Here is a 25,058-nt window from a genome sequence, read left to right as displayed (position 1 = left end):
ATGCGCGTGTTCACGGGGTCGCTGGCGACCGAAACCAATACCTTCGCCCCGATGCCGACCGGGCTCGCGTCCTTCAAGGACCGCGGCTACTTCCCCGCCGGGCGGCATCCGAAGGATCTGAACCTTTTCGCGGGGCCGCTGTACGCCCTGCGCGAAGCGGCGCCGCAGCGCGGCTGGACGCTGATCGAAGGCATGGTGGCCTCGGCCCAGCCGAGCGGCACGGTGACGCGCGAAGCCTACGAGCAGCTGCGCGACGAACTGCTCGCGGACCTGCGCGCGGCGCTGCCGGTCGACATGGTGCTGCTCGGGCTGCACGGCGCCATGGTGGCCGACGGCTACGAAGACTGCGAAGGCGACCTGCTGGCCCGCGTGCGCCAGATCGTGGGTCCCGGCGTGGTCGTCGGCGCCGAGCTGGATCCGCACATGCACCTGTCACCGCGGATGGTGGAACAGGCGGACGTGCTGGTCTCGATGAAGGAGTACCCGCACACCGACGTCCTGGAGCGCGCCCGTGAACTGGTGAACCTGTGCGAGGCGGCGGCGGCCGGACGGGTCCGGCCGGTCGCGGCGCTGGTCGACTGCCGCATGGTGGTCCCGATCCACACGACGCGCGAACCGGCCCGCAGCTTCATCGACCGCGTGCAGTCGCTGGAAGGCAGGGACGGCGTGCTGACGGTCTCCATCGGCCAGGGCTTCGCCCACGGCAACGTGCCCGACATGGGCAGCAAGGTGCTGGTATACACCGACGGCAACCGGCAGCAGGCCGAGACGCTCGCGCTGCGGCTCGCCACGGAGATGATCGCGATGCGGGAGCGGCTTGCGGTGCGCTATCCCGGGATCGACGCGGCGCTCGACGAGGCAGTGGCGGCCGACCCCGGTCCGGTGGTGCTGGCCGACCGCGCCGACAACCCCGGCAGCGGCGCCCCGGGCGACTCGACGTTCGTGCTGCGACGCATGATCGAGCGCGGCCTCACCAACGGCGCGATCGGCCCGGTCTGGGACCCGATCGCCGTGCGCATCGCCTTCGAGGCGGGCGAAGGCGCGAAACTGGCGCTGCGCATCGGCGGCAAGATCGGTCCCCTCTCGGGGCAGCCGCTGGACCTCGACTGCACCGTCAAGTCGCTCCGGGCCGACATGGTCATGACGGGGCTCGCCGGGGCACCGACCGACATGGGCGACTGCGCGCTGGTCGAGGCGGACGGCATCGAGATCGTGCTGGTCTCGATCCGCAACCAGGCGCTCGGCACGGACGTCTTCACACAGCTCGGCTGCGATCTTGCGGCCAGGCGCTTCATCGTCGTCAAGTCGGCGCAGCATTTCCACGCGTCGTTCTCGAAGATCGCCTCGCAGGTGATCTACGTCGGCGCCCCCGGGGCGGCCACGCCGCACACGCCGACGCTGCCCTACACCAGGATCCGGCGGCCACGCTGGCCGCTGGACGACGTGTCCACGCCCGAGCTGCTGCCGCTCGCCCGCCCCCTCTGACAGGACCCTCCATGCAACCCTCCCTTCTTGCCCGCGCCGCGGCGGCCGGCGCGTTCGCGCTGGCTGCGCTGCTGCCGGCCGTGACCCACGCCCAGGCCAAGACGCTGCGCTTCGTCGCCCACGCCGACGTCAAGATCCTCGACCCGACCTTCACCACCGCCTACATCTCGCGGAACTTCGGCTACATGGTGTACGACACCTTGTTCGCCCAGGACGCCCAGGGCAAGCCGCAGCCGCAGATGGTCGACAAGTACACGGCCAGCAAGGACGGCCTCGCCTGGACCTTCACGCTGCGGCCAGGGCTCAAGTTTTCCGACGGCACGGCGGTGACCTCCACGGATGCCGTGGCGTCGATCGAGCGCTGGGCTTCGCGCGACACCTTCGGCGGGGCCATGCGCTCCGCCGGCGCCCAGTGGTCGGTCGTGGACGACAAGACCTTCAAGCTGGTCCTGAAGGAGCCGTTCGGCATGGTGCTCGACGCCCTGGCCAAGCCATCGGGCTTTCCGCCGGTGGTGCTGCCGGCGCGCCTCGCCAAGCTGCCGACGAACGCGCCGATCTCCGAAGTGCTGGGCTCGGGACCGTTCATCTTCAAGCGCGACGAATGGCTGCCGGGCAGCAAGACCGTGTTCGTGAAGAACCCCCACTACGTCGCGCGCAGCGAGCCGCCGAGCGGCCTCGCCGGCAGCAAGAAGCCGCGCTTCGACCGCGTGGAGTGGCTCTACCTGCCCGATTCGAACAGCGCCGTCGCCGCGCTGAAGAAAGGGGAAGTCGACTTCATCGAACAGGTGCCGGCGGACTACATCACGCCGCTGCGGTCCGACGCCAACGTGAAGCTGATGTCGGCCGGCACGCAGCAGGCGCAGCTGGTGATGAACCAGCTGCACCCGCCGTTCAACAACGCCAAGGTGCGCCAGGCCGTGCTCAAGGCCGTCGACCAGGCGAAGTTCAACGCGGCGATGGGCTATCCGCTGGACATGCGCATGGCCTACTGCGGCACCTACTTCATCTGCGGCAGCGCCAACGAGACGCTCGCCGGCGCCGAACCGTTCCGCACGCCCGACATCGCCAAGGGGAGGCAGATGCTCGCCGAATCCGGCTACAAGGGCGAGAAGGTGGTGCTGCTCGTGACCAGCGACGTGCCGTACCTCAACGCACTGTCGCTGATGACGCTGCAGACCATGCGCCAGATCGGCCTGAACGTTGAAGGCGTCACGATGGACTGGTCCTCGATCGGCGCCCGCCGCGCGAAGAAGGACGCGCCGGAAGCCGGCGGCTGGAGCGCCTACGCCACCGTCGCCAACGAGTTCGCCATCAACAGCCCGATCGTCAGCACCTATCTCAGCGCCGCCTGCGGCAACACCCTGCCCGGCTGGCCGTGCGACAAGCGGCTCGACGAACTGCGCACTGCCTGGATCCGCGAGACGGTGCCGGCGAAGCGCAAGCAGGCGCTCGACGCGTTCCAGGCGCGCGCCTTCGAAGTCCCGCCTTACCTCGTGCTCGGCCAGTACACGCCGGCCGCCGCGGCGCGCAAGGAGCTCAAGGGCGCCGAGAAGCTGTGGTCGGGCATTCCCAACGTCTGGGTCCTGGACAAGTAAGGTTTCCTCGCATGGCTTATTTCCTGCGCCGGCTGCTCTCGACGCTGCCCGTGATGGCGGTGGTGGCCGTCATCGTGTTCCTGCTGATCCACCTGTCGCCCGGCGACCCGGCGGCGCTGATCGCCGGCGACCTGGCCACCGGCGAGGACATCGCCAAGCTGCGCGTGGCGCTGGGCCTGGACCGGCCGCTCTGGGAGCAGTTCATGATCTGGCTGGGCAAGCTGCTCACCGGCGACCTCGGCACCTCGATCTTTACCCACGTGCCGGTCACCGAGCTGCTGGGACAACGGATCGAGCCGACCTTGTCGATCGCCGCCTTCACGATGCTGATCACGCTGCTGGTCGCCGTGCCGCTCGGAACGCTGGCGGCCTACCGCGCCGGCACCTGGATCGACCGGATCGTCATGGTGTTCGCGGTGCTGGCGTTTTCGCTGCCCGTGTTCCTGGTCGGTTACCTGCTGATCTACGGCTTCGCGATCCAGCTGCAGTGGTTCCCGGTGCAGGGCTACGTGCGCTTCGCCGAAGATCCGGGGCGCTGGCTGCAGAGCCTGGTGCTGCCCTGCGTGAACCTGGCGCTGGTCTACATCGCCCTGATCACGCGCATGACGCGCGCCACCGTCCTCGAAGTGCTGCACGAGGACTACATCCGCACGGCCTGGGCCAAGGGGCTGGGCGTGCTGCCGGTCCTCGGCCATGCCCTGCGCAACGCCGCCGTGCCCATCGCCACCACCGTCGGCGTCGGCATCGCGCTGCTGATCGGCGGCGTGGTGGTGACCGAGACCGTGTTCGCGATCCCCGGCGTCGGCCGGCTCGTGATTGATTCCGTGCAGCGCCACGACTATCCGGTGATCCAGAGCGTGCTGCTGATCTCGGCCGGCGTGTACGTCCTGATCAACCTGCTGATCGACCTGAGCTACCGCCTGTTCGATCCCCGCATCCAGTACTGAAATCCATGTCCGCCACCATTTCGATCCCGGAACAGCTGCCCGACGAGGGCGCGCCGCCGCTGCGGCGCTGGCGCTGGGCGCGCAAGCACCCGACGCTGATCATCGGCGGGCTGATGCTGCTCCTGGTCGTCGTCATCTCGCTGGCGGCGCCCTGGATCGCCACCCACGATCCGCAGGACCTCGATCCGATCGCGCGGATGCAGCCGCCTTCGGCCGAGCACTACTTCGGCACCGACGCCCTGGGCCGCGACGTCTTCAGCCGCGCCGTGTGGGGCGGTCGCGTTTCGCTGATCGTCGGCCTGTCGGTGGCGGCGCTCGCCACGATGGCCGGCGTGTTCCTCGGGCTCACCGCCGGCTTCGTGCGCTGGTCCGACGGCCCGATCATGCGGGTGATGGACGGCCTGATGGCCATCCCGGGCATCCTGCTGGCCATCGCGCTGATGGCGGTGACGCAGGCGAGCCTCACGACGGTGATCGTCGCGATCACGATTCCCGAGATCCCGCGGGTGGCGCGCCTGGTGCGATCGCTGGCGCTCACCTTGCGCGAGCAGCTGTTCGTGGAAGCGGCGCACGCCGTCGGCACCCGGCTGCCGACCATCCTCTGGCGGCATGTGCTGCCCAACACGGTGGCGCCGCTCGTGGTGCAGGCGACGTTCGTGGCGGCCTCCGCCGTGCTGATCGAAGCCGCCCTCTCCTTCCTGGGCGTCGGCGTGCCGGCGCAGACCCCGAGCTGGGGCAACATGATGGCCGAAGGCCGCAACTACGTCGCCGTGGCCTTCCACATCATCCTGTATCCCGGCATCCTGCTGGCGCTCACCGTGCTGGCGATCAACCTGCTCGGCGACGGCCTGCGCGACGCGCTCGACCCACGCCTGGCGCGCCAGCTGTGACCATGACCATGGCCCAACCCGCCTCTCCCCGCCAGGAAGCGCCGCTGCTCGAAGTGGACAACCTGCGCACCTACTTCGACACGCTGTCCGGCACCGTGCGCTCGGTCGACGGCATCAGCTACACCGTGAACGCCGGGCAGACGCTCGGCGTCGTCGGGGAATCCGGCTGTGGCAAGAGCGTCACGGCGCTGTCGATCCTGCGTCTCATCCCGCGCCCGCCCGGCCGATTTGCCGGCGGCCAGGTGCGCTACCGCGGCACCGACCTGCTGAGACTCAGCGAGCGCGAGATGCGCGACATCCGCGGCAACCGGATCTCGATGATCTTCCAGGAGCCGATGACCTCGCTCAACCCCGTGCTCACCGTCGGCCGCCAGATCGCCGAAACGGTGCAACTGCATCAGGGCGCCACCCCACGGCAGGCGATGGAGCGCGCCGTGGAGATGCTGCGCGTGGTGCAGATCCCGGAACCGGCACGGCGCGTCACCGAGTATCCGCACCAGCTGTCGGGCGGCATGCGCCAGCGCGTGATGATCGCGCTGGCCCTGGCCTGCAACCCCGAACTGCTGATCGCCGACGAGCCGACGACGGCGCTGGACGTGACCATCCAGGCGCAGATCCTCGACCTCCTGAAGGCACTGCAGCAGGAGATGGGCATGGGCGTGGTGATGATCACGCACGACCTCGGCGTCGTCGCCGAGAGCTGTGACCGCGTGGTCGTGATGTACGCGGGCCGCAAGGTGGAGGAAGCCGACGTCATCGACCTGTTCGACCGGCCGCTGCATCCGTACACCCGGGCCCTGATGCTGTCGATGCCGGCGATGAACACGCACAGCAAGCGCCTGGCGGAGATCCCCGGCATGGTGCCGGCGCCGCACGAGCTCGGGCGCGGCTGCGCGTTCGCCGCGCGCTGCCCGTACGCGCAGGCACGGTGCCGCGCGGAGACCCCGGCGCTCGCCACGCACGGCAACGGCCACGTCGTCGCCTGCTTCGCGGTCGAAGAGAACCGCCTGCCAGCCACCGAGGAGGCGCTCGCATGATCGAGCCCGTGACCAACAGCGCGCCGGTGCTGCAGGTGCGGCAGCTGACCAAGCATTACATCGCCCCGCGCCGCTGGCTCGCGAAGGCGCGGCCGCCCATCCAGGCCGTCGACGGCGTCTCCTTCGACGTGGCGCGCGGCGAGACCCTCTCGCTGGTCGGCGAGTCCGGCTGCGGCAAGACCACCACCGCGAAGTCGGTGCTGCGCCTCGTGCAGCCGACCTCCGGCTCGGTCAAGCTGGACGGCGGCGAACTGCTGACCTTGTCGGCGGAGCAGATGCGGCAGCAGCGCCGGCACGTGCAGATCATCTTCCAGGATCCCTACGCCTCGCTCAACCCGCGCCTTTCGGCCGGCGAAGCCGTGGGCGAGCCCTTGCGCAACTTCGGCGTGCACAGCGCCGCCGAGCGGCGCGAGCGGGTCGAGTGGCTGTTCTCGAAGGTGGGCCTGCGCGCCGAAGCCGCGAGCAAGTATCCGCACGAGTTCTCCGGCGGGCAGCGCCAGCGCCTGGGGATTGCCCGCGCGCTGGCGCTCAACCCGAAACTGATCGTCTGCGACGAGCCGGTCTCGGCGCTGGACGTCTCCGTGCAGGCGCAGGTCGTCAACCTGCTGATGGACCTGCAGAACGAATTCGGCATCGCCTACCTGTTCGTGGCGCACGACCTGGCCGTGGTGCGGCACATCAGCCACCGGGTCGCGGTGATGTACCTTGGACACATCGTCGAAGTGGGCGACCGCGACACGCTGTTCTCGGCGCCGCGCCACCCCTACACCGAGATCCTCCTGTCGGCGGTGCCGGTGCCGAACCCGCGCAAGAAGGTCAAGCGGATCCTGCTGCAAGGCGATCCGCCGAGCCCCGCCAATCCGCCGAGCGGCTGCCGCTTCCACACGCGCTGCCCGCTGGCGCAGGCGGTGTGCAGGGAGAGCAAGCCGCCGCTGACGCCGCGCGAAGGCGAAGGCCACTTCGTCGCCTGCCATTTCCGCTGAAGGAGCGCTCATGAAGACGGTCGACCTCATCATCCGCGGCGGCACCGTGATCGACGGGACCAAGGCGCCGCGCTTCGATGCCGATGTCGCGATCGACGGCGGCCGCATCGTGGCGATCGGGGACACCGCCGGCCTGCAGGCGCGCGCCACGATGGCCGCCGAGGGTTGCATCGTCGCGCCCGGCTTCATCGACGCGCACACGCACGACGACCAGGCCGTGCTGTCCCGGGCCGACATGAGCTTCAAGGTCTCCCAGGGCGTGACCACGGTGGTCGGCGGCAATTGCGGCATCAGCGCGGCGCCGCTGCGCGAAGGCATGGACCTGCCGATGCCCCTGAGCCTGCTGGAGGCGCCGGCCACCGGCCGCTTCACGACCTTCGCCGCCTACCTGGAGGCACTGCGCGCGCAGCCGTCCTCCGTCAACGTCGCGGCCATGGTGGGGCACACCACCTTGCGGGCCGTGACCATGGCCGCGCTCGACCGGCCGGCCAACGCCACCGAGATCGCCGCCATGCGGGCGCTGGTCGAGGAGGCCATGCAGGCCGGGGCGATCGGCATGTCCACGGGCACCTTCTACCCGCCGGCCACCGCCGCCTCGACCGAAGAGATCATCGAGGTCGGACGGCCGCTGACGGCGCGCAAAGCGCTCTACGTCACGCACATGCGCGACGAGGGCGACCGCGTGCTGGAGTCGCTGGACGAGACCTTCCGCATCGGGCGGGCGCTGGAAATTCCGGTCGTGGTGTCGCACCACAAACTGCAGAACACGCAGAACTTCGGCCGGTCGGCGCAGACCCTGCCGTTCATCCGCGAAGCGATGAAGCACCAGTGCATCGGCCTGGACTGCTATCCCTACACCGCCGGCTCGACGATGATCCGCACCGACCGCGGGATGCTGGACGGCCGCGTGCTGATCGCCTCCAGCGAGCCGCACCCGGAATGCGCCGGCCGCGACCTCGACGACATCGCCCGCCAATGGGGCGTCGCGAAGGACGAGGCGGCGCGCCGCCTCCAGCCCGGCAGCGCCATCTACTTCATGATGGACGAAGACGACGTGCAGCGGATCATGGCGTTCGAGGAAACCATGATCGGCTCGGACGGCATTCCGGTCGGCGACAAGCCGCACCCTCGCCTGTGGGGCACCTTTGCGCGCGTGCTCGGCCACTACAGCCGCGACGTGGGCCTGTTTCCGCTGGAGACGGCGGTGTGGAAGATGACCGGCCTGACCGCGCGCAACTTCGGCCTCGCCGGCCGGGGCACGCTGAAGGTCGGCCACCACGCCGACGTCGTCGTCTTCGACGCCACCCGGGTCCGCGACGCCGCCAACTACGAAACGCCGACCTTGCCCGCCCAGGGCATCGTCAGCGTGATCGTCAACGGCGCGGTCACCTGGCAGGGCGGCGTCCACACCGGCGCGCGCCACGGCCAGGTCCTCACCCGCACTCCCCAGGAGACCATGACATGAACCAGATCGAACGCATTCCCACCCCCATGCCCGTCCCCTTCTCCAAGGCGGTGCGCGCCGGGGGCTTTCTGTTCCTTTCCGGCCAGCTCGCGATGAACGCCGACGCCAGCATCGTCGAGGGCGACATCACGGTCCAGACGCGCGTCGTTCTGGAACGCATCGCCGCCACGCTGCAGGAACTCGGCTCGGGCATGGGCGACGTCGTGAAGACGACCGTGTGGCTCGGCAACCTCGACGATTTCGCCGCCTTCAACGACGAATACCGCAAGCACTTCACGGCCGGCCTGCCCGCCCGCTCCACGGTGGAGGCCAAGCTCTATCGCGACGCCAAGGTGGAGATCGAGGTGACTGCCTTCGCGCCGGGGCGCTGAGGCCGGCGGGGCCCGCACTTGCTCAGCGCCCAGCTTGCCAGTGCAGCCCCGGCCCAGTATGGTCGCGCGGATGCACACCCGCATCATTCCCTCCACAGGCGCGCCGCTGCCGGTCATCGGCCTGGGCACCTGGCGCGGTTTCGACGTCGGCAACCAGCCAGCGGAACTGCCGCAGCGCGGTGAGGTGCTCGCGGCGCTGTTCGCCGCCGGCGGCAGCGTCGTCGACAGCTCGCCGATGTACGGCAGTTCGGAGCAGGTGGCCGGCGAGTTGCTGGAGCGCAGCGGTTCGCGCGCCAAGACATTCGTCGCCACGAAGGTCTGGACCAGCGGCCGCCAGGCCGGCATCGAGCAGATGGAACGTTCGATGGCGCTGCTGCGCACGCCGCATATCGACCTGATGCAGGTCCACAACCTGCTGGACTGGCGCACCCACCTCGCCACCTTGCGCGAGTGGAAAAGCCAGGGCCGCATCTCGTACCTGGGGGTGACGCATTACACGGACGCCGCGCACGCCGAGCTGGAGGCCGTGATGAGCGCGGAGGTCCTGGACTTCGTCCAGTTCAACTACTCCATCACCGACCGGGCCGCGGAGCAGCGCCTGCTGCCGCTCGCGGCAGAACGCGGCATCGCCGTGCTGGTGAACCTTCCGTTCGGCGGCGGACGGCTCCTCGGGCGGCTGCGGCAGCAAGCGCTGCCGGGATGGGCCGCGGACATCGGCTGCGAGAGCTGGAACCAGCTGCTGCTCAAGTTCGTGCTGTCGCAGCCCGCCGTCACCTGCGTCATCCCCGGCACGTCGTCGCCGCGGCACATGCGGGACAACGCCGGCGCGGGGACGGGCGAGTTGCCCGGACCGGCGTTCTGGCGGCCGCGGCTGGCGGAACTCGGCGTGTAGGGGGCTCGCGCGCGGAAACGCTAGTCGCCCATGTGATGCCACTCTTCCTCGGGCAACTGCTTGAGGAAGTCGAGCACCTGCGGCAGCGATTCGTGGGTTTCGGCCCAGGCCAGGTGCTCGCGCAGGCACATGCGCTTGGACAATGAAGGCGTGGCTTGCCAGGAAGGCCCGACCAGCGGCGGTGTCGGCCGCGATTCGGTGCGATTGGGCAGCATCTCGTACAACTGCTGCCAGCGGGCCGGGCTGGGGCAGACCCGGTTGTTGCGGCGCACCTCCAGCATGGCGTCGTTGATCGTCGGCGGCTTGGGCGCCGGCGGCCGAACCCGCTCGGCCTCGCGCCTGGTCAGGCGCGCCGGCGCGGTCGGCGCGTACGGGTCCGAGGACTCGGACGGGATGACCGGGGCCGGCGCCGTCTCGGCATAACCGGCCTCCTGGGCCTGCTGGGTGCGGTGCCACAGGTCCCACACCGAATCGCTGTTACCTTCGACCGCCTCGGGGGCCGGGATCGGGTCGCCGGGCAGGTACCGCTCGCCCGCTGCCGGGCCCGGCCGTGGCACTGCCTTCTTCTCACCACCGGCCATGTACTGCCCCTCCCTGTTCGTGTGCAATGGCGCCGCAGCCGCCTGCACGATAGCTCATCGGGCGACTTCGCCGTGGCCCGAGTCCGCCCCGTCGCTGCCATCCACGATGCGCATGGCGCGGCCGCCCGGATCAGCGGCAATGTCCTGGAGCATCTGCCCGAGCGCCCCCAGCAGCAACTGCGCATTTCCCCGCGGGAACGGAGCGCACAGGCCCGCGACGTGCAAGGACAGGGTCACACCAGGCGGCAAGCGACCTGAAAACTTCAGCCCCCCGGCAATGATATTGCGTCCGGTCGCGGCGGCCTGGTCGCGGCTGCTCCGCCCCTCGAGCACCAGCACGAGATCCCCGCCCTGCTCGCGGGCGACGGTGTCGCCCTCCCGCGCTTCGTGCACCACGCATTCGGCAGCGCGAACCATCGCGGCTTCGGCGGCTTCGCGCCCGTAATCGTGACCGATGGCCGCAAGGTTGCTCACGCGCAGGCGCAGCACGGCGCCAGCGAGCGGATCGCGCCGGTGCCGTCCGAGCAGTTGCTCCAGCCGCTCGAGCAGCACCCGGTGGCTGCCGACGCCGGTAAGCGGGTCGGTGCGGGCCAGGGCGTGGACGCGCAACTGGTTGTCCCGGCGCTCGCGGCTGCGGAAGTACAGGCCGATCAGCACCAGTGGAATCTGCAATGCCGCACCGACCTGCAGCCCATACGGCGTGACGGCCGCGGGCGGCTCCAGGCCCAGGTTGCGCAGCAGCGGAAAGCCGGCGCCGAGGGCGAGCACGGCCAGTCCCGCGAACACCCAGCCGCCTACCTTGGGATGGCGCAGCGCGTACCAGCCGGCGGCGGCAACAAAGACAGTGAGGCTGACGGCGGCATTGATGTTGTGCACCAGGAACACCCGCTCGCGGCCGAACGCCAGGTACGCGGCCGCCACCACGAAGCAGCCCGCCGCCAGCAGCAGCAGGACCGACGACAGCAGGCGCCGGCCGCGCTCGGCTACCAGTTCGCGCACGAACAGGCCGATGCCGCCCAGCGCCGCCGCGGCCAGCACCGCCGGCGCCACGTCGTTCCACCAGGCATTCCACGGCCACAGGTACTCGCCGGCCAGGCCGGTCAGCGACAGCACCACCAGCCCCACCAGGATGACGTGCCCGCCGTAGTACAGGTGGATGCTGTCGCGCCACAGCACCGCATGCGCCGCGGCGAGCACCACCACCAGCAGCAGGAAGCCGACATACCCGCCCAGCAAAAGGTGCCAGAGCTTGTTGGCCTCGTTGAAGGCGCCGGCGTCCCGCAGCGTCCACTGGATGCTCACGGGATGGCTGTGCTGCACGCGCAGGTAGGCGACCGGCTCGGCCTGGGGCCGCAGTGTCAAAGCGAAGGCCGGGTGCAGGTAGCGCACGGGCCATTCGCCCACCGGCAGGGCGTCGCCGGCGCGTTGCACCTGCCAGCCGCCGTTGCCGTCCGGCCGGAACAGCTCGACCAGGTCGATGCTGGCGATCGGCAAGGTGAGCACCACCTGCCGTGGCTGGGCAACGGGTTGCATGTCGAGGCGGTACCACACGGCGCGCCGTGGGCCCAGCGGCATCACGCGGTGCGTATCGACGCGCAGGCCGCGACCCTGGTCGAGTTCGGCCCGCGCCTGCGCGAAGCCGGCGGTGCCGGTCGCGTCCGGCCAGTACTGGACGCCGTTCGGCGCCAGGCCCGGCGGCGCGAGCCCGGCCGCCGCGGCCAGCAAGGGCAGCAGGCACGCCGCCACGCAGCAGCGCGCCAGCCGCTGCCACCAGCGGCGGAGGGGCAAAGACGCTGGTTCCATCCGGTTGCTTCTTCGTGTTGTCGGCGTCCGCCGTGTTGTACTCCTGCCGAGCAGGGCGGTCCCGCCTTGCCACCCTGCCCCCGGTGGCGATGCGGTGAAACCACAGCCGGCGCCCAAAGCATATAACAATTTGTTACCATGCTCGACGGTTCAGATCCAGCCGCGTCCGCGGCTTCGGGCAGACGGAGGCCGCGATGAGTTTTCTCAGGCAATTGTTCGGACGTGAAGATCCCAGGGCGGCACAGGCCTCCCGGATGTTTTCGCAGTTCTCGCCCGACATGGCGGCCGACCCGCGGTCATCGGCAGCGGAACTTGCCTCGATGCGGCGCGACATGATGCGGACGGTGCTGCGCAAGACCCTGACGCGGCACGGCATCCCCGCGTCCTGGATCGGCGCCGAGATGCTCGTTGCCACGGCCAGGGGGCGCGAGGCCGGAATGCACTGGCGCCTTCTGATCAAGCATTGGGACCCGCGCCTGCTCACTCACGCCGTGGCATTGCAGAACAGCCTGGTGGTGCGGCTGCTGGGCTACGACCCGCTGGCCGCCGACTGGCTGATGGGGATTTCCTGGCAGTTCGCCCTGCCGGACGAGGCGGCGTGCCCGCCGATGCCGCAGGCCGGCTTCTGGACGGCCGAACACCGCCGCACCGAGGCGCGGCAACCGCTCGCCGCCGCCACCGCCGCGGGGGACATCATCGAAGGCCCGGTACGGATCCCGACCCCGCCGGCCGGATCGGTGGATGCGAAGGATTCGGTACGGCACGACCTGGACAAGCTGTTCGCCGTGCGCGACGCCGAGTTGAAGCGCCACGCCGCCGAGAGCGGCAGCCCCGACGCGACCCGGCCGATGTACCTGCAGACGCAGCCCCAGGCGTTGCGCCCGGTACGGCCGCGGCAGCGCTGAAGCCGCCGCGGCCGAGGGGCACCGGCTCGTGCCCCGTCAGCCGCCGGCGATCTTCGCCGTCAACCCCTGCGCCTGGAGCAGTTGCACGATCCGCTCGCGGTGCTCGCCCTGCACTTCGATCACCCCGTCCTTCACCGTGCCGCCCGAGCCGCAGGCGGCCTTGAGCTTCTGGCCCAGCACGGCCAGCGCGGCATCGTCGAGTGCCAGGCCCCGCACCAGGGTCACCGTCTTGCCGCCGCGGCCCTTGCTCTCGCGCGACACGCGCACCACGCCGTCGCCCGCCGGCCGCGCGGGCGCACGGCGGCAACCGCACTGCGCCAGCGGCCGCCGGCAGACCGGGCACATGCGCCCCCCGTCGGTCGAATACACCAGTCCGCCGGACCTCGGCTTGATCCCCGCCATCGAAATTTCCTCATGCTGCTCGACCGGCAGCACTGTACGCGCACCGGTCAGCCGCCGGCGGCGGCGTTGCCAGCGGTGAGCACGGCGTCGTCGTGCCGGCGGCGGAAGGCAGCGGCGCGCATCTGCGCCTCGTGCAGCGCGGCTTCTTCAGCGCCGAGGCGGGCGTTGAGGATGTGCAACTGGGTCTCGCGCGGCAACTGGCGCGTGTTGTGCACGTTCCACCTGGCCCGTCCCTTGCTGGACAGGTTGTAGTAGATCGACACGCCCTCGCGCAGCTTCGTCGCGCGCTCGCCCGCGCCGAGCTTCAATCCGTCGAGGCGGTCCGCGCTCCACTGGGCGGCCTCCTTCATGAGCACCGCAGCGGCGTGGATCGCCTCCACCGGGTCGTCCGGATTGCGCAGCCCCAGCAGCCGCGCGGTGGCGGGCTCGAACTGGGCGATGCCGAGGTTGGGCGTCCCGTCCTTGCTGGCGCCCAGCCGCGGCACCCACGAAGTCTCCGCGCTGATGATGCCGTAGACGTCCATGAAGCTCAGCCCGACCTCTTCCAGGCCGGCGCGCTCGGCCGCGGACTTGGCGAGCAGCACCCGCGAGTGCAGGTCGGGCGTCAGCAGTTCGTCGCCGCCGATGCGCGTCTGCACCCAGCGCAGGCGGCTGCGCAGTTGGTCGTAATGGCCATTCGCGACCGGCGCCGTGCCCGCGGCAACGGGCACTGCGTGCACGGGGCGCGGCGCCGCGGCGGCCACTCGCTGGCGTGCCGCGCCGCGGGGTGCGCTGGTGGCAACCACCGACCCCGCTTCCTGCAGCTTGACCTGACCGTGCAAGGGGCCCTTCGGCCCGATGAGCAGCAAGCTCGCGAGCCCGACGGTGACGAATCCGGCGGCCCCGGAGTACGCGGCCCATTTCACGCTGGCGCTGGTCATGTAGTCCTCTTCCGACAAAAGACCAAGGGACCGGCCGTCAACAGTGAAGTTCAGCGTTGTTTCAATTGCATCGGCAGATGAGCGCGCACGCGCGGAACTTTCCACACATTGCCGGGGCTGGCACAGCCGGCGAGCGGTCCCGCTCAAGGCTTGGCCGCTGCCGGCAGGGCCGCGTCGCCGACGGACGCCCGGTCGGCCCGTGGCAGCAGCACGACCAGTTCGCTGCCCCGTCCAGGGCCGTCACTGCGTGCCACGACACTGCCCCCGTGCAGCTCGACGATGCCCCGCACCAGCGCCAGGCCGATGCCCAGCCCGCCATTGCTGCGGTCGCTGCTGCGCTCGGCCTGCGCGAACAAGTCGAAGGCGGAGGCCGCCAGCTGCGGCGTCATGCCAATGCCGTTGTCGCGCACGGCGATGGTGACCTGCGCCGGGTCGGCCGCCAGCGCCAGCGTGATCCGCCCGCCCGCGGGCGTGTAGCGGCCCGCGTTGGTCAGCAGGTTGGCCAGCACCTGCAGCAGGCGCCGCCGGTCCGCAAACACCGGCGCGGCCGCGGGCGGGATGTCCAGCACCAGCTGGTGCCGGCACGACTCGAGCAGCGGCTGGACCTGCTCGACCGCATCCGGCACGATGGCCCTGAGATCCACCACTTCGCGCTCCAGCGCCACCACGCCGCGCTTGATCCGCGAAATGTCCAGCAACTCGTCGACGAGCCGGCTGATGTGCCCTGCCTGGCGGGCGATCACCTCGCCCGCGCGGCGGGCGGCGGCCGGCTCCAGCCCGGCCAACGCCAGCATCTTTGCGGCGGTCGCGATCGGCGCCAGCGGATTGCGCAGTTCGTGCGCGAGCGTCGCGAGGAACTCGTCCTTGCGGCGGTCGGCCTCCTTGAGCTGCTCCTCGGCCCGCTTGCGCTTGCCGATGTCGCGGTAGAACACCGCCACGCCGCCGTTGAGCGCAGGCAGCGCACGCACTTCGAGCCAGGAGTCCTGCTGCCCGGGTTGCACGCGGCGATACTCCATGGCTGCCGCCTGCGCGGTACGCACCACCTGCTGGTGCAGCCCCGCCAGCGCGCCGTCGCGCACGTCGGGCCAGACGTCCCAGACCATGGCGCCGATCGCGGCCTCGGCGCGAAGCTGCACGAGACGTAGTCCCTCGGCGTTGATCTGCACGATGCGGCAGGCCCGGTCCAGCAGCAGGAAACCCTCGCCGATGGTGTCCAGCACGTAGCGCCCCTGGTCCCGCTCGGCCCGCAGCGCGGCCTGGGCGCGCGCCGCATCCAGCGCCAGCCAGGTCCGTGCCGCCATGTCCCGCGCCCGTTGCAGGTCCGACTCGCGCCAGGCACGCGGCCGCGCCTGGTGCAGGTTCAGCACGATGCCAAGCCGCCCGCCCTGCAGCAGCGGCAGCAGCACGAGGCCCCGCACCTGCACCTGTGCATAGGCCGCGGCGCACGCCGCCGTCCGCGGATCGTGCTGCACGTCGTCGACGGCCACGGTCTCGCCGCGCCGCAGCGCCGCGATGATGGCGGGACCGAAATCGTCGAGCTTGCGCCGCGCCGTGCGCGCGATGCTGGGCACCTGCCCGTCGGTCCAGTCGCTGCGCACGCGAAACAGGCCTTCGCCGTCGTCCACCTCGGCATAGAGCACGCGCGACAGCCCGAGATGGCGCCCGAGCAGGGCGCTCGCCGCCGCGATGATCGGTTCGGCCTGCGTGAGCGGCCGCAGCAGGTCGGCCAGTTCGAGCTGGAACGACTGGCGCGCGGCGGCGCTGTGCAGTTCCCGCTCCGCCCGCAGCCGCCGCTCCTGCGCCGCGGCGGCCTCGAGCGCCGACCAGGTGCGCTGCGCCAGCTCGGTCGCGATCGCCACCTCGTCGTCCGTCCAGGAGCGCGCGCTGCTGCCGTCGACCTGCAGCACGGCGGCGAGCCGCCCGCCGCGAAACAGCGGCACGGCGAGCAGCGAGCGCGTTTCGGCGAAGACCATGTCGCCGTCCCACGCCGTGTTGTGCAGGTGGTGCTCGTCGGCGAAGTCGTTGACCCGGATCACCCGGCCGGCTCGCAGCTGCGCCATCGCCCGCGTGCCGAAATCGGCGACGCCCAGTTCGCGGCCGGCCTGCGACGGCAGCTCCCCGGCCGTCCAGTCCTGTACCACCAGCACGGTGCCGGCGCCGGCACGGGTCTCGAGGTAGGACACGCGGCTTGCGTCCAGGTGCACGCCCAGCAGGCGGCAGGCCTCGCGGGCGATCTCGGCGCCCGTGGTCAAGGTGCCGAGTTCGTCCGCGAGCAGCAATTCAAACGCATTGCGACGCTCCAGCGCCACGTGTTCGGTGGTCTCGCTGGCCACCGCCAGCACGCCCGCGCTCAGGCCGTCGTCGCCGTAGGCGGTCGTGAAGGAGAGGGTGAACCAGCGCCGCGCGCCGCGGCTGCCGGGCCCCGCCGGCACCGGCACGTCCTTGAGGGTGCAGGCCTCGCCGGCCAGCGCGCGCTGGACCGCCGGTCCCATGGTGCTCCAGGCGTCCGCCCAGACGTCCTGCATGCGTTCGCCGAAGGCGTCGGGGTGCCTGGTGCCAAGGACGGGCGCGAACGGTTCGTTGTAGAGCAGCCGCAGCTCGGGACCCCAGGCCAGCAGGGTCGGCAGGCCGGAGCGGCGCATCAGGCCCAGGAGGGTGAGCAGCGCCTGGGACCACTGCTGCGGCTCGCCGAGTGCGGCCGCGCACCGTTCGACATCGGGCGGCCAGCGCTGCCTGCCGCCGTCCGCCCCCCCAGGCCATTCGTCCGCCGCCATACCGCACCCCTCGTCTCAGGGTTGCAGCTTACTGCGAAAGACAACAGTTTGCTATCGCGCAGGCGCTAGCGGAGCCGGCCCGCCCAGGTGCAGCCCGGCGTCGAGCTGGATCAGCTCGCCGGTGACCGTGCGGGCGCCATCGACCAGCCACGTGACGGCCTCCGCCACGTCCTCGGGCGTCGACGCGCGGTGCAGCGGCGCACCGGCCTCGGCGCGCGCCTTGAGTTGCTCGTAACCGGCCTCGCCCAGCGCATCGACGAACCAGCGCGACGTGATCAGGGCCGGGCAGACCGCGTTGACGCGGATCTCGGGGGCGAGGCTGCGCGCCAGGTGCAGGGTCATCGCGTTGAGGGCGCCCTTCGAGGCGATGTAAGGCACCGAAGACCCGATGCCCAGCGAGCCGGCCACCGAGGACACGTTGACGATGGCGCCGCGCGCGGCCTTCAAATGCGGCAGGCAGGCCCGCACCATCTGGAACGGGCCGACCGTGTTGACGGCGAGCACGCGCTGGAAGGCCTGGGCATCGAGCGCCTCCCACGCGGCGTCCTTGCCGAAGACCGACACGCCGGCGTTGTTGACGAGCGCGTCGATGCGCTGCCAGGCGTCCACGGCCGCCTGGGCGATGGCGCGGCAGTCGGCGTCCTGCGCCACGTCGCCGCGCACCAGCCGCGTGTCGGCGCCGGCGGCACGGCAGGCGGCATCGGACGCGCGCGCTTCCGACTCGCTGCGCGAATAGTTGATCACGATGTCCCAGCCGCGCCGGGCGAGCGACAAGGCGGTGGCGGCGCCGACGCCGGTGCCCGAGCCGGTGACGATGGCGACCTTGCGGGGATGATTCACGCGAACTCCAGGTGGGAGCCGCCGGCGCTGTCGCGGCCGGCCCGGCTCAATGGGATCCCGCCGCCGGACGCGGGAGGGACTGGTGCACGGCCGGCACGGCGAAAACGCCGCCCGGCAGATCGGTTGCGGACGGCGCCGCGGCACGCTTCATGGCCGGCGGCGCTGGCGTGGCCGGCGTCCAGGTCGCGAGCACGACGTAGCCGACGGTGAGCACGGCCAGCGAGGTCGTCGCGAAGACCAGCCAGGCGCCCCAGCCGAAGCGATCCGGCGTGAACCTGGGTGCCGACACCGCCGGAGCCTCCTGCGCCGCGAGCCAGTCGTCGTAGGCACTGCGCTGGACGGGATCCGACAGCACCTCGTAGGCCTGGTTGATCTCCGCCATCACGACGGCCGCGGCGCCGCGGCCGGGATGCTTGTCGGGATGGAACTTCTGCGCGAGGCGGCGGTACGCTGCGCGCACGCCTTCGCCGGAGGCGCCCCGTTCCACCTGCAAGGTGTCGTAGTGGGTGTGGCGAAGCGTTCTGGTCATTCGCGGCGGCGCAGTACGCCGAAGATAGCAGCGGCTCCGTGGGCAAGGCAAGCGCGCGCGGCGCCGCACGCCGCGCACGCGGCCCGTGTTGTCGCTTCGAAGGCACGCTGCCGGCCCGGCCGCTCAGGCCTTGGCCTGTGCCGCCTTGCGGTCGGCCGCCACCTTCTGCGCCGCAGCGCGTTCGGACACCAGCTTGACGTAGGGCTTGTAATCGACGCCGCCGGCCAGCAGCAGGTCTTCGCCATAGGCGCCCTTGGTCGCCATGCCGACCAGCGGCAGGTTGTTGAACGCGCTGCAATCGGCCTGGGTGAACTGCTCGCCCGCCACGTACGGCGAGAACTTCGCCAGGCGCCTGAAGGCGGCGATGTTCTTCTCGAGCTCCTGGCGGATGCGCGCCTTGTTGCCGTCGGACAGCGGCGGCGCGCCGAAGAACACCGACCCGTACAGCTGCCGCGCCGTCATCTCCAGGTGCCAGTCGATGAAGGTGGTGAGCTCGCGCACCTTGGCCGCCGCGAACGGATCGGCCGGCATCAGCGGCGGCTGCGGATAGGCATCCTCCAGCCATTCCAGGATCGCCTGGCTCTCGCACAGGCTGCCCTGGTCGGTGGTGACGTACGGGATCTTGGCCAGCGGCGACGCGGCAAGCACCGCCTCGTCGGTGCTGCGCGTGCCCTGGTGCACCTCGGTGAAGGGCACGTTCTTCTCGAGCAGTGCCAGCTTGACCTTGTTGTAGTAGTTCGAAACCGCGAAACCATGCAGCTGGATCATCCGTGTCTCCTCGGGCAAATCGCGGCAGTGTAGTGGCGGCCGCGCGCGCGCCGCTGGCGCCGACGCGACATCGGCCGCGTGGACTTCAGGCCTTGCGCCTGAGCGGCTGCCAGCCCGCGAACTGCGGATAGTGCCGCTGCACCACGGCGCCGTCGACGTCCCACGCGATGCAGCGGCCGACGTGGTAGGGCGGCTTCTCGAGCTGCGGCTCGGGCAGTCCGGCTTGGCGCCGCAGGTGGTGGCGGTAGCCGGGGATCGTCTGGTAGGCCGCCGTCGCCATGTTGAACAGCAGTTCGCGCAGGTGCGTGCAGCCCTTGCTGTTGCCAAGCGCGCGCTCGATCGCCTGGCGCCAGCCGGGCCCCATCGTGGCGCCGACCATCCTCTGCATCGGATCGTGGCCCTGCTGGCACTCGTCGAACGGGGTGTGGTCCATCGAGGTGGCGATGGCCTGGATCTTCAGGTGGTCGTCCACGGTGGCGCGGATCGCCATGCCATGCACCGGCGTGCCGGGCGGCATCTTGCCGCGCTCGGTGCGTTCGAGCGCGTAGGTCTTCGTGTCGGTGAGTTCCGCTTCGATGTCCCACAACCCGTCCTCGCGGTGGTAGCCGCGGTAGACGACCTGGCGCGTATGGAGATGGGTGCGGGGCTGCGGGGGAGGCAAAGGCATGGAGGCGGCGCCGCAAGGCGGCAGACTGCGGAAACGTCCGATTTTCCCTCAGAACGCGGCAGGCCCGCGCTGCCGCGCGGCGCCCGCCCGCTCAATCGCCGCCCTGCACCGCCCGCTGCAGCGCGGCGCGCGCCAGCAGCCGCGTCGAATCGAGCGTCGGCAGCGGCGAGTTGGCGTCGTTCACGATGAGCGGGATCTCGGTGCAACCCAGGACCGCCGCGTCGCAGCCTTCCGGGTCCCTCATGCGGGCCAGCAGCTGCTGGAAGTACGCCACCGACTGCGGCCGGAACACCCCGCAGACGAGCTCGTCCATGATGATGCGGTTGATCTCCTCGCGCTCGGCCGGCGTGGGCCGGACGCAGGCGATCCCGAGCGCCTGCAGCGCCTGCGGATAGACCTCGCTCTCCACCAGCCAGCGCGTTCCCGTCAGCGCCAGCCGCTTGAAGCCCCGCTGTGCCGCCTGCTGCGCCACCACCCGCGCGATGTGCAGCCACGGCAGCGGCGACTTCGCCTCGATCAGCGGCAAGGCCTGGTGGATCGTGTTGTCCGGGCAGATGAGGAAATCGGCCCCGACCGCGGCGAGCTTGCGGGCCGACGACAACATCAGTTCACCGACGCCCGGCCAGTCGCCGGCGTAGATCCGCTCCATGTACGACGCGAGCGAATGCGTGTGCATCGTCACCTCGGGATGCGCGTGCCGTCCGAGGAACTGCTCGCCCTCCGTGCAGATGGTGCGATAGCACAATGCCGCCCCTTCGGCGGAACACGCGACGATGCCGATGTGCCGGGTCATGTCGGGATTGTGGGAGCGGCGGCTGGGTTTGTCACGATGCACGCCACGTTGGTTGGCACCGGCCGGCGGCGCGCTCCACGTTGGTGGGCAAGGCCGGCGACCGGGGGTGCCTCGCACCCGGCAGGCCCCGTGGCAGGCGGTGCCATCCAAGGCGGCGTCACTGGAACTGCCGCAGGATGCCCCGGAAGAGGTCGTTGACGAAGTCGCGCACGGGGTCGTGCACCCGCGCCGGCTCGGGCGGCGCCCTCGGCCGCGGCCGCGGGATGTCGAACTCCACCTTCGGGTCGATCCAGCGCAGCCGCAGCGACTGCTGGACGACCTCGCCCACGATCGGCAGCGCGCTGCGCGCGCCCTGCCCCCATGACCCCATGGTGACCCGGTTGTCGTTGAAGCCGACCCACGCGCCCGCCACCAGCTGCGGATGCATGAGGATGAACCAGCCGTCGCTGTTGTCCTGCGTCGTGCCGGTCTTGCCGGCGACGTCGGCCTGGATGCCCCAGCGGCTGCGGATCGCCGTGGCCGTCCCTTCGTCGATGACGCCGCGCATCACGTTCACCAGCGTCAAGGCGCTGGCGCGCGGCAGCGCGGGCTCAGGCTGCTGCGCGACGAATCCCTCCAGCGTGCGGCCGGTGCGGTCTTCCACCCGCAGCACGAGGATCGGCTCGATGTAGCTGCCGCCGTTGGCGATGGTGCCGTAGGCCGCCACCATCTCGCGCAGCGTGACCGGGCTGGTGCCCAGGGCCAGCGACGGCACGAGCTCCAGCTTGCTCTGCCGCACGCCCATCGCCCGGGCCAGCTGCGCCACCCTGGACGGGCCGACCTTGTCCATCAGCTGCGCGGTGATCGAGTTCCTCGAATGCACCAGCCCGTCGCGCAGCGTCATCGGCTCGTAGCTGGGCGGCGCCACGTCGCGCGGCGTCCAGACCTCGTCGCCCGAAGCGAAGCTCACGGGCTGGTCGACGAACGTGTGCGATGCCGGAAAGCCCTGCACGAACGCCGCGCCATAGACGAAGGGCTTGAACGTGGAGCCGGGCTGGCGGCGCGCCTGCGAAACATGGTCGAACTGTTCGCGCTCGAAATCCCGGCTGCCGACCCAGGCGCGCACGTGGCCGTCGCGCGGGTCGAGCGCCAGGAAGCCCGCCTGCAGTTCCGGCATCTCCTGGCCGCGCTTTCGACTGCCGTTGGCGAGCGCCTGCAACTGCGCCGCGTGACGCGCAACCGCCTGGGTGGCGATCCGCTGCATCTTCGAGTGGATGGTGGTGCGCACCACCAGCCCATCGGCGTACATGTTGTAGCCGTTGCGGTCGGCCCAGCCGATCAGCCACTGCCGGATCAGTTGCGCCACGTGCGGCGCCGGGCCGGGCGGCTCCACCTGGCGCTCGAAATCGAGGCGCAGCGCCCGCTTCTGCAGCGCCTCCAGTTTCGCGCCGCCGAGCTTGCCGTGCCTGGCCATCTGGGCCAGCACGATGTTGCGCCGGCCGAGGGCCCGCTCGGGATTCAGGACCGGGTTGTAGTAGCTGGTGCCCTTGAGCATCCCGATCAGCGTCGCCGCCTCCAGCACGTCGAGCTGGCGCGCCGGCTTGTCGAAATAGGTCCGCGCGGCCATCTCGATGCCGAACGCGTTGTACAGGAACGGCACCGTGTTGAGATAGGTCTCCAGGATCTCGTTCTTGGTATAGACCGCCTCGATCTTCAGGGCGGTGATCGCCTCCTTGGCCTTGCGGTGCAGCGACGGCGCGCGGCCGATCTCGTCCGGATAGAGGTTGCGCGCCAGCTGCTGCGTGATCGTCGACCCGCCTTGCCGCCGTCCGGAGAGCGTGCTCAGCGCCGCGCCGGCGGTGCGCCGCAGGTCGATGCCGTGGTGCTGGTAGAAGCGGTGGTCCTCGGTCGCGATGAGCGCGTTCACCACGTGGGGCGAGATCCGGTCCAGCGTCACCCATTCCCGGTTCAGCCGCTTGAAGGCGGCGAGCTCCACGCCGTCGGCGGAGAGCACCCGGGTCGGCACCTCCGACTTGGCCTTGCGCAGGTCATCCGTGCCCGGCGTCAGGGGAACCAGCACCAGCAGGTACAGCAGCAGCAATCCAGGCAGGACGAGCGCGGCCCGCACCGGGTGCCGCCGGGCGGCCTCCCGCGCGCGCAGCCACTGCGCAGCAGCGATGTCGGCGGCGCGCCGGACGGCCGGAGTCATGGCCGCGAGCCTAGAGCCGCACCGGCCACGGCCGTGTAGGACGGCGGCCAGACCGCCGCGCGGCCGTCACGGGCCGCTTCCGGCCGGCGTCGACGCGCCGGGCGGCCTGTCGACAACGGGCGCAACACAGGCGAAACTGTCCGACAGCCGGCAAGGAGCCGCCAACTCCAGAATACGCGCAGTCCGGGCCGCCGGCCGGCCCCGTGGCCGCCCGAGGCCGTCACCAGAACCACAACAGACGTCTCACGATGAACGAACCACGAGCAGGACGGCCGATCGGCCAGGGAACGCTGCCCAACGGCAACCTCGCCATCGGCCAGCTGCGCGACAGCTTCGAGTTCCTGCGCGGTTTCGTGCGCAATCCGGCCCAGGTGGGCTCGGTCGTGCCGAGCTCGCGCTGGCTGGAACAGCGCCTGGTGCGCCAGGCCGGCATCAGGGAAGCCCGCACCGTCGTCGAACTCGGCCCCGGCACCGGAGGCACCACCGCCGCCTTGCTGCAGGCCATGCCGGGCCCCGCGCGCCTGCTGGCGATCGAGCTCGACCCCGACTTCCACCAGCACCTGAGGGCCAGCCTGCCCGATCCGCGGCTGCTGCTGGAGCTCGGCAGCGCCGAGCGGATCGCCGACTGCCTGGCCGCGCACCACCTGCCGGCGCCCGATGCGATCGTCTCGGGCATTCCGTTCTCGACCATGCCGCCGGAGGTCTCGGACCGCATCGCGGCCGCGGTCGCGCGGGTGCTGCGGCCGGGTGGCCGGTTCGTGGCCTACCAGGTGCGCGCCCATGTCGCCGGGTTCGTCACGCCGTACCTGGGCGAGCCGGACAAGCAGTGGGAGATGGTGAACGTGCCGCCGGTGCGGGTGTTCACCTGGGTCAAGCAGCCCCACTAGGGAAGCTCTGAACAAATCCCGCCGTGCGCGACGGTGCTTTTCCGGGATGAGATGCAAGGCGCCAGCCCCAAGGCAAGCCTGGACGGCTTGCCTGGTCTGGCAACGCGGCCTCTGCAACCGCCATGGCGGTTGCAGCGTCCTTGACGGCCAATGCGAAGCGCGCCCTTGGGCGCGCGCGCCCGGAAAAGCGCCGTCCCGGAGGGCTCGGGCAACAACGGGCGCTTTGCCCACCAAGTTCCACAGCCGGTGCGTCCAGCACCGGCTGCGAAACGTTGGCGGACAAATCATCCCGTTCTTGCCTCGAGCGCGCGCGACGCGATTTATTCAGAGCTTCCCTAGATCACGGACGCGGCGCGAACTCCGCCGCCAGCTCCAGCGCCGCCACCATGCTGCCGGGATCAGCCCGGCCGGTGCCGGCGATGTCGAACGCGGTGCCGTGGTCGACCGAGGTCCGGACGAACGGCAGCCCGACTGTGACGTTGACGCCGGCTTCCAGGCCGAGCACCTTCACCGGCCCGTGTCCCTGGTCGTGGTACATCGCGACCACGAGGTCGAAGTCGCCGCGCCGCGCGCGGAAGAACAGCGTGTCGGCCGGCAGCGGCCCTTGCACGGCCAGGCCGTCGGCCACGCAGGCGGCCACCGCCGGGGCGATCTTCGCGTCCTCCTCGCCGTGGCCGAACAAGCCGCTTTCGCCGGCGTGCGGATTGATGCCGCACACGGCGATGCGCGGCCTGGCCATGCCGGCGCGCACCAGCAGTTCGTGGCCGCGCCGGATGGTGCGCTCGACCAGCCCCGGCTCGATCTTCGCCACCGCGTCCAGCAGGCCGATGTGCGTCGTGACATGGATCACCCGCAGCCCCGGCGCCACGAGCAGCATCGACACTTCGGGCGTCCCCGTGAGGTGGGCGAGCATTTCGGTGTGGCCGGGATAGCGGTGCCCCGCCGCGTGCAGCGCCTCCTTGTTCAGCGGCGCCGTGCAGATCGCGCTGGAAAAGCCGCTCTGCGCGATCCGCACCGCCCGCTCGATGCAGCGGTAGGCCGCCTCGCCGCCGGCCGGCGAGAGCTGGCCGAACGGCAGTCCGGGCGGCACCACGCCAAGGTCCAGGCAGTCGATGGTGCCCGGATCGAACCTGGCTTGTTCGGGTTCGGCGATGGTGTGCACGGCCAGCCGCACGCCGGCGATCGCCGCGGCTTCCTGCAGGCGGCGCGTGTCGCCGACCACGATGGGCCGCAACCGGGCGCGGACCGCCGGCTGGTCGACGCTCTTGACGATGACCTCCGGCCCGACGCCGGTGGGATCGCCCATGGTGATGAGGACGATGGGAAGCTCCATCTC

General features: G+C 70.8%; 23 protein-coding genes. 11 read left to right on the top strand and 12 right to left on the bottom strand.

The window, feature by feature from the left end; genetic code table 11:
* The 9 genes from RAMLITH_RS00220 to RAMLITH_RS00180 are packed head-to-tail and all read left to right on the top strand — an operon-like array spanning position 1 to position 9,665.
* Complete coding sequence (locus RAMLITH_RS00220) at positions 1-1,485, top strand: M81 family metallopeptidase (RefSeq protein WP_168105345.1); 1,485 nt, start codon at positions 1-3, stop codon at positions 1,483-1,485.
* Positions 1,486-1,496: 11 nt separating this feature from the next.
* Entirely contained in the window at positions 1,497-3,080 is a 1,584-nt protein-coding gene (locus RAMLITH_RS00215; RefSeq protein ID WP_168105344.1) for an ABC transporter substrate-binding protein, read from the top strand.
* A gap of 11 nt (positions 3,081-3,091) precedes the next feature.
* Positions 3,092-4,027, top strand: coding sequence for an ABC transporter permease (locus RAMLITH_RS00210; RefSeq protein WP_168105343.1), 936 nt, complete (start codon positions 3,092-3,094; stop codon positions 4,025-4,027).
* Positions 4,028-4,032: 5 nt separating this feature from the next.
* A complete protein-coding gene (locus RAMLITH_RS00205; RefSeq protein ID WP_168105342.1) occupies positions 4,033-4,917 on the top strand; it encodes an ABC transporter permease in 885 nt (294 codons plus the stop codon).
* A gap of 2 nt (positions 4,918-4,919) precedes the next feature.
* Positions 4,920-5,954 carry an ABC transporter ATP-binding protein gene (locus RAMLITH_RS00200; protein WP_168105341.1) on the top strand — a complete coding sequence of 345 codons (1,035 nt, stop codon included), beginning with the start codon at positions 4,920-4,922 and terminating at the stop codon, positions 5,952-5,954.
* A complete protein-coding gene (locus tag RAMLITH_RS00195; RefSeq protein ID WP_168105340.1) occupies positions 5,951-6,937 on the top strand; it encodes an ABC transporter ATP-binding protein in 987 nt (328 codons plus the stop codon). The genes RAMLITH_RS00200 and RAMLITH_RS00195 overlap by 4 nt, the downstream gene beginning before the upstream one ends.
* Before the next feature lie 10 nt (positions 6,938-6,947).
* Positions 6,948-8,402, top strand: coding sequence for an N-acyl-D-amino-acid deacylase family protein (locus RAMLITH_RS00190; RefSeq protein ID WP_168105339.1), 1,455 nt, complete (start codon positions 6,948-6,950; stop codon positions 8,400-8,402).
* Positions 8,399-8,773, top strand: a complete 375-nt coding sequence (locus RAMLITH_RS00185) for a RidA family protein (protein WP_168105338.1) — start codon at positions 8,399-8,401, stop codon at positions 8,771-8,773. The genes RAMLITH_RS00190 and RAMLITH_RS00185 overlap by 4 nt, the downstream gene beginning before the upstream one ends.
* A 58-nt stretch (positions 8,774-8,831) precedes the next feature.
* Positions 8,832-9,665, top strand: a complete 834-nt coding sequence (locus RAMLITH_RS00180) for an aldo/keto reductase (protein WP_168105337.1) — start codon at positions 8,832-8,834, stop codon at positions 9,663-9,665.
* Positions 9,666-9,685: 20 nt separating this feature from the next.
* On the opposite strand, the gene RAMLITH_RS00175 is transcribed toward RAMLITH_RS00180, so the two are convergent.
* Together RAMLITH_RS00175 and RAMLITH_RS00170 are read right to left on the bottom strand one after the other, a co-directional pair.
* On the bottom strand, positions 9,686-10,246 hold the full coding sequence (locus RAMLITH_RS00175) for a hypothetical protein (protein ID WP_168105336.1): 561 nt from the start codon (positions 10,244-10,246) through the stop codon (positions 9,686-9,688).
* 54 nt (positions 10,247-10,300) lie between these two features.
* Positions 10,301-12,049 (bottom strand): 7TM diverse intracellular signaling domain-containing protein, encoded by a 1,749-nt coding sequence (locus RAMLITH_RS00170; RefSeq protein ID WP_168105335.1) that lies wholly within the window; start codon positions 12,047-12,049, stop codon positions 10,301-10,303.
* A 254-nt stretch (positions 12,050-12,303) separates the two neighbouring features.
* On the opposite strand from RAMLITH_RS00170, the gene RAMLITH_RS00165 reads away from it, so the two are divergent.
* Positions 12,304-12,954: a hypothetical protein gene (locus RAMLITH_RS00165; protein ID WP_168105334.1), complete on the top strand. Its 651-nt coding sequence runs from the start codon at positions 12,304-12,306 to the stop codon at positions 12,952-12,954.
* Positions 12,955-12,990: 36 nt separating this feature from the next.
* Here RAMLITH_RS00165 and RAMLITH_RS00160 read toward each other — a convergent pair whose 3' ends face one another.
* The 9 genes from RAMLITH_RS00160 to RAMLITH_RS00120 form a co-directional block, all read right to left on the bottom strand.
* A complete protein-coding gene (locus RAMLITH_RS00160; protein WP_168105333.1) occupies positions 12,991-13,356 on the bottom strand; it encodes a translation initiation factor Sui1 in 366 nt (121 codons plus the stop codon).
* A 47-nt stretch (positions 13,357-13,403) separates the two neighbouring features.
* On the bottom strand, positions 13,404-14,276 hold the full coding sequence (locus RAMLITH_RS00155) for a lysozyme family protein (RefSeq protein WP_168105332.1): 873 nt from the start codon (positions 14,274-14,276) through the stop codon (positions 13,404-13,406).
* Between the two features lie 143 nt (positions 14,277-14,419).
* Entirely contained in the window at positions 14,420-17,050 is a 2,631-nt protein-coding gene (locus tag RAMLITH_RS00150) for a sensor histidine kinase (RefSeq protein WP_168105331.1), read from the bottom strand.
* A 51-nt stretch (positions 17,051-17,101) separates the two neighbouring features.
* Positions 17,102-17,890: an SDR family oxidoreductase gene (locus RAMLITH_RS00145; protein WP_168105330.1), complete on the bottom strand. Its 789-nt coding sequence runs from the start codon at positions 17,888-17,890 to the stop codon at positions 17,102-17,104.
* 46 nt (positions 17,891-17,936) lie between these two features.
* Entirely contained in the window at positions 17,937-18,419 is a 483-nt protein-coding gene (locus tag RAMLITH_RS00140; RefSeq protein WP_168105329.1) for a J domain-containing protein, read from the bottom strand.
* A gap of 123 nt (positions 18,420-18,542) precedes the next feature.
* A complete protein-coding gene (locus RAMLITH_RS00135; RefSeq protein WP_168105328.1) occupies positions 18,543-19,187 on the bottom strand; it encodes a glutathione S-transferase family protein in 645 nt (214 codons plus the stop codon).
* Between the two features lie 85 nt (positions 19,188-19,272).
* Complete coding sequence (locus RAMLITH_RS00130; RefSeq protein ID WP_168105327.1) at positions 19,273-19,854, bottom strand: DUF2889 domain-containing protein; 582 nt, start codon at positions 19,852-19,854, stop codon at positions 19,273-19,275.
* A gap of 91 nt (positions 19,855-19,945) precedes the next feature.
* Positions 19,946-20,647, bottom strand: a complete 702-nt coding sequence (locus RAMLITH_RS00125; RefSeq protein ID WP_168105326.1) for an aspartate/glutamate racemase family protein — start codon at positions 20,645-20,647, stop codon at positions 19,946-19,948.
* A 157-nt stretch (positions 20,648-20,804) separates the two neighbouring features.
* Complete coding sequence (locus tag RAMLITH_RS00120) at positions 20,805-22,835, bottom strand: penicillin-binding protein 1A (RefSeq protein ID WP_168105325.1); 2,031 nt, start codon at positions 22,833-22,835, stop codon at positions 20,805-20,807.
* 248 nt (positions 22,836-23,083) lie between these two features.
* Between RAMLITH_RS00120 and RAMLITH_RS00115 the strand changes: the two genes are divergently transcribed.
* Positions 23,084-23,722 (top strand): class I SAM-dependent methyltransferase, encoded by a 639-nt coding sequence (locus RAMLITH_RS00115; protein ID WP_168105324.1) that lies wholly within the window; start codon positions 23,084-23,086, stop codon positions 23,720-23,722.
* A 340-nt stretch (positions 23,723-24,062) separates the two neighbouring features.
* Here the strand turns inward: RAMLITH_RS00115 and pdxA are convergent, their stop codons facing one another.
* A complete protein-coding gene (pdxA, locus tag RAMLITH_RS00110) occupies positions 24,063-25,055 on the bottom strand; it encodes a 4-hydroxythreonine-4-phosphate dehydrogenase PdxA (protein WP_181956242.1) in 993 nt (330 codons plus the stop codon).
* Positions 25,056-25,058: the final 3 nt, after the last annotated feature.

This window comes from Ramlibacter lithotrophicus (genome assembly GCF_012184415.1).
Taxonomy (GTDB): Bacteria; Pseudomonadota; Gammaproteobacteria; order Burkholderiales; family Burkholderiaceae_C; genus Ramlibacter; species Ramlibacter lithotrophicus.
This window is presented reverse-complemented; position numbering and strand designations above follow the sequence as displayed.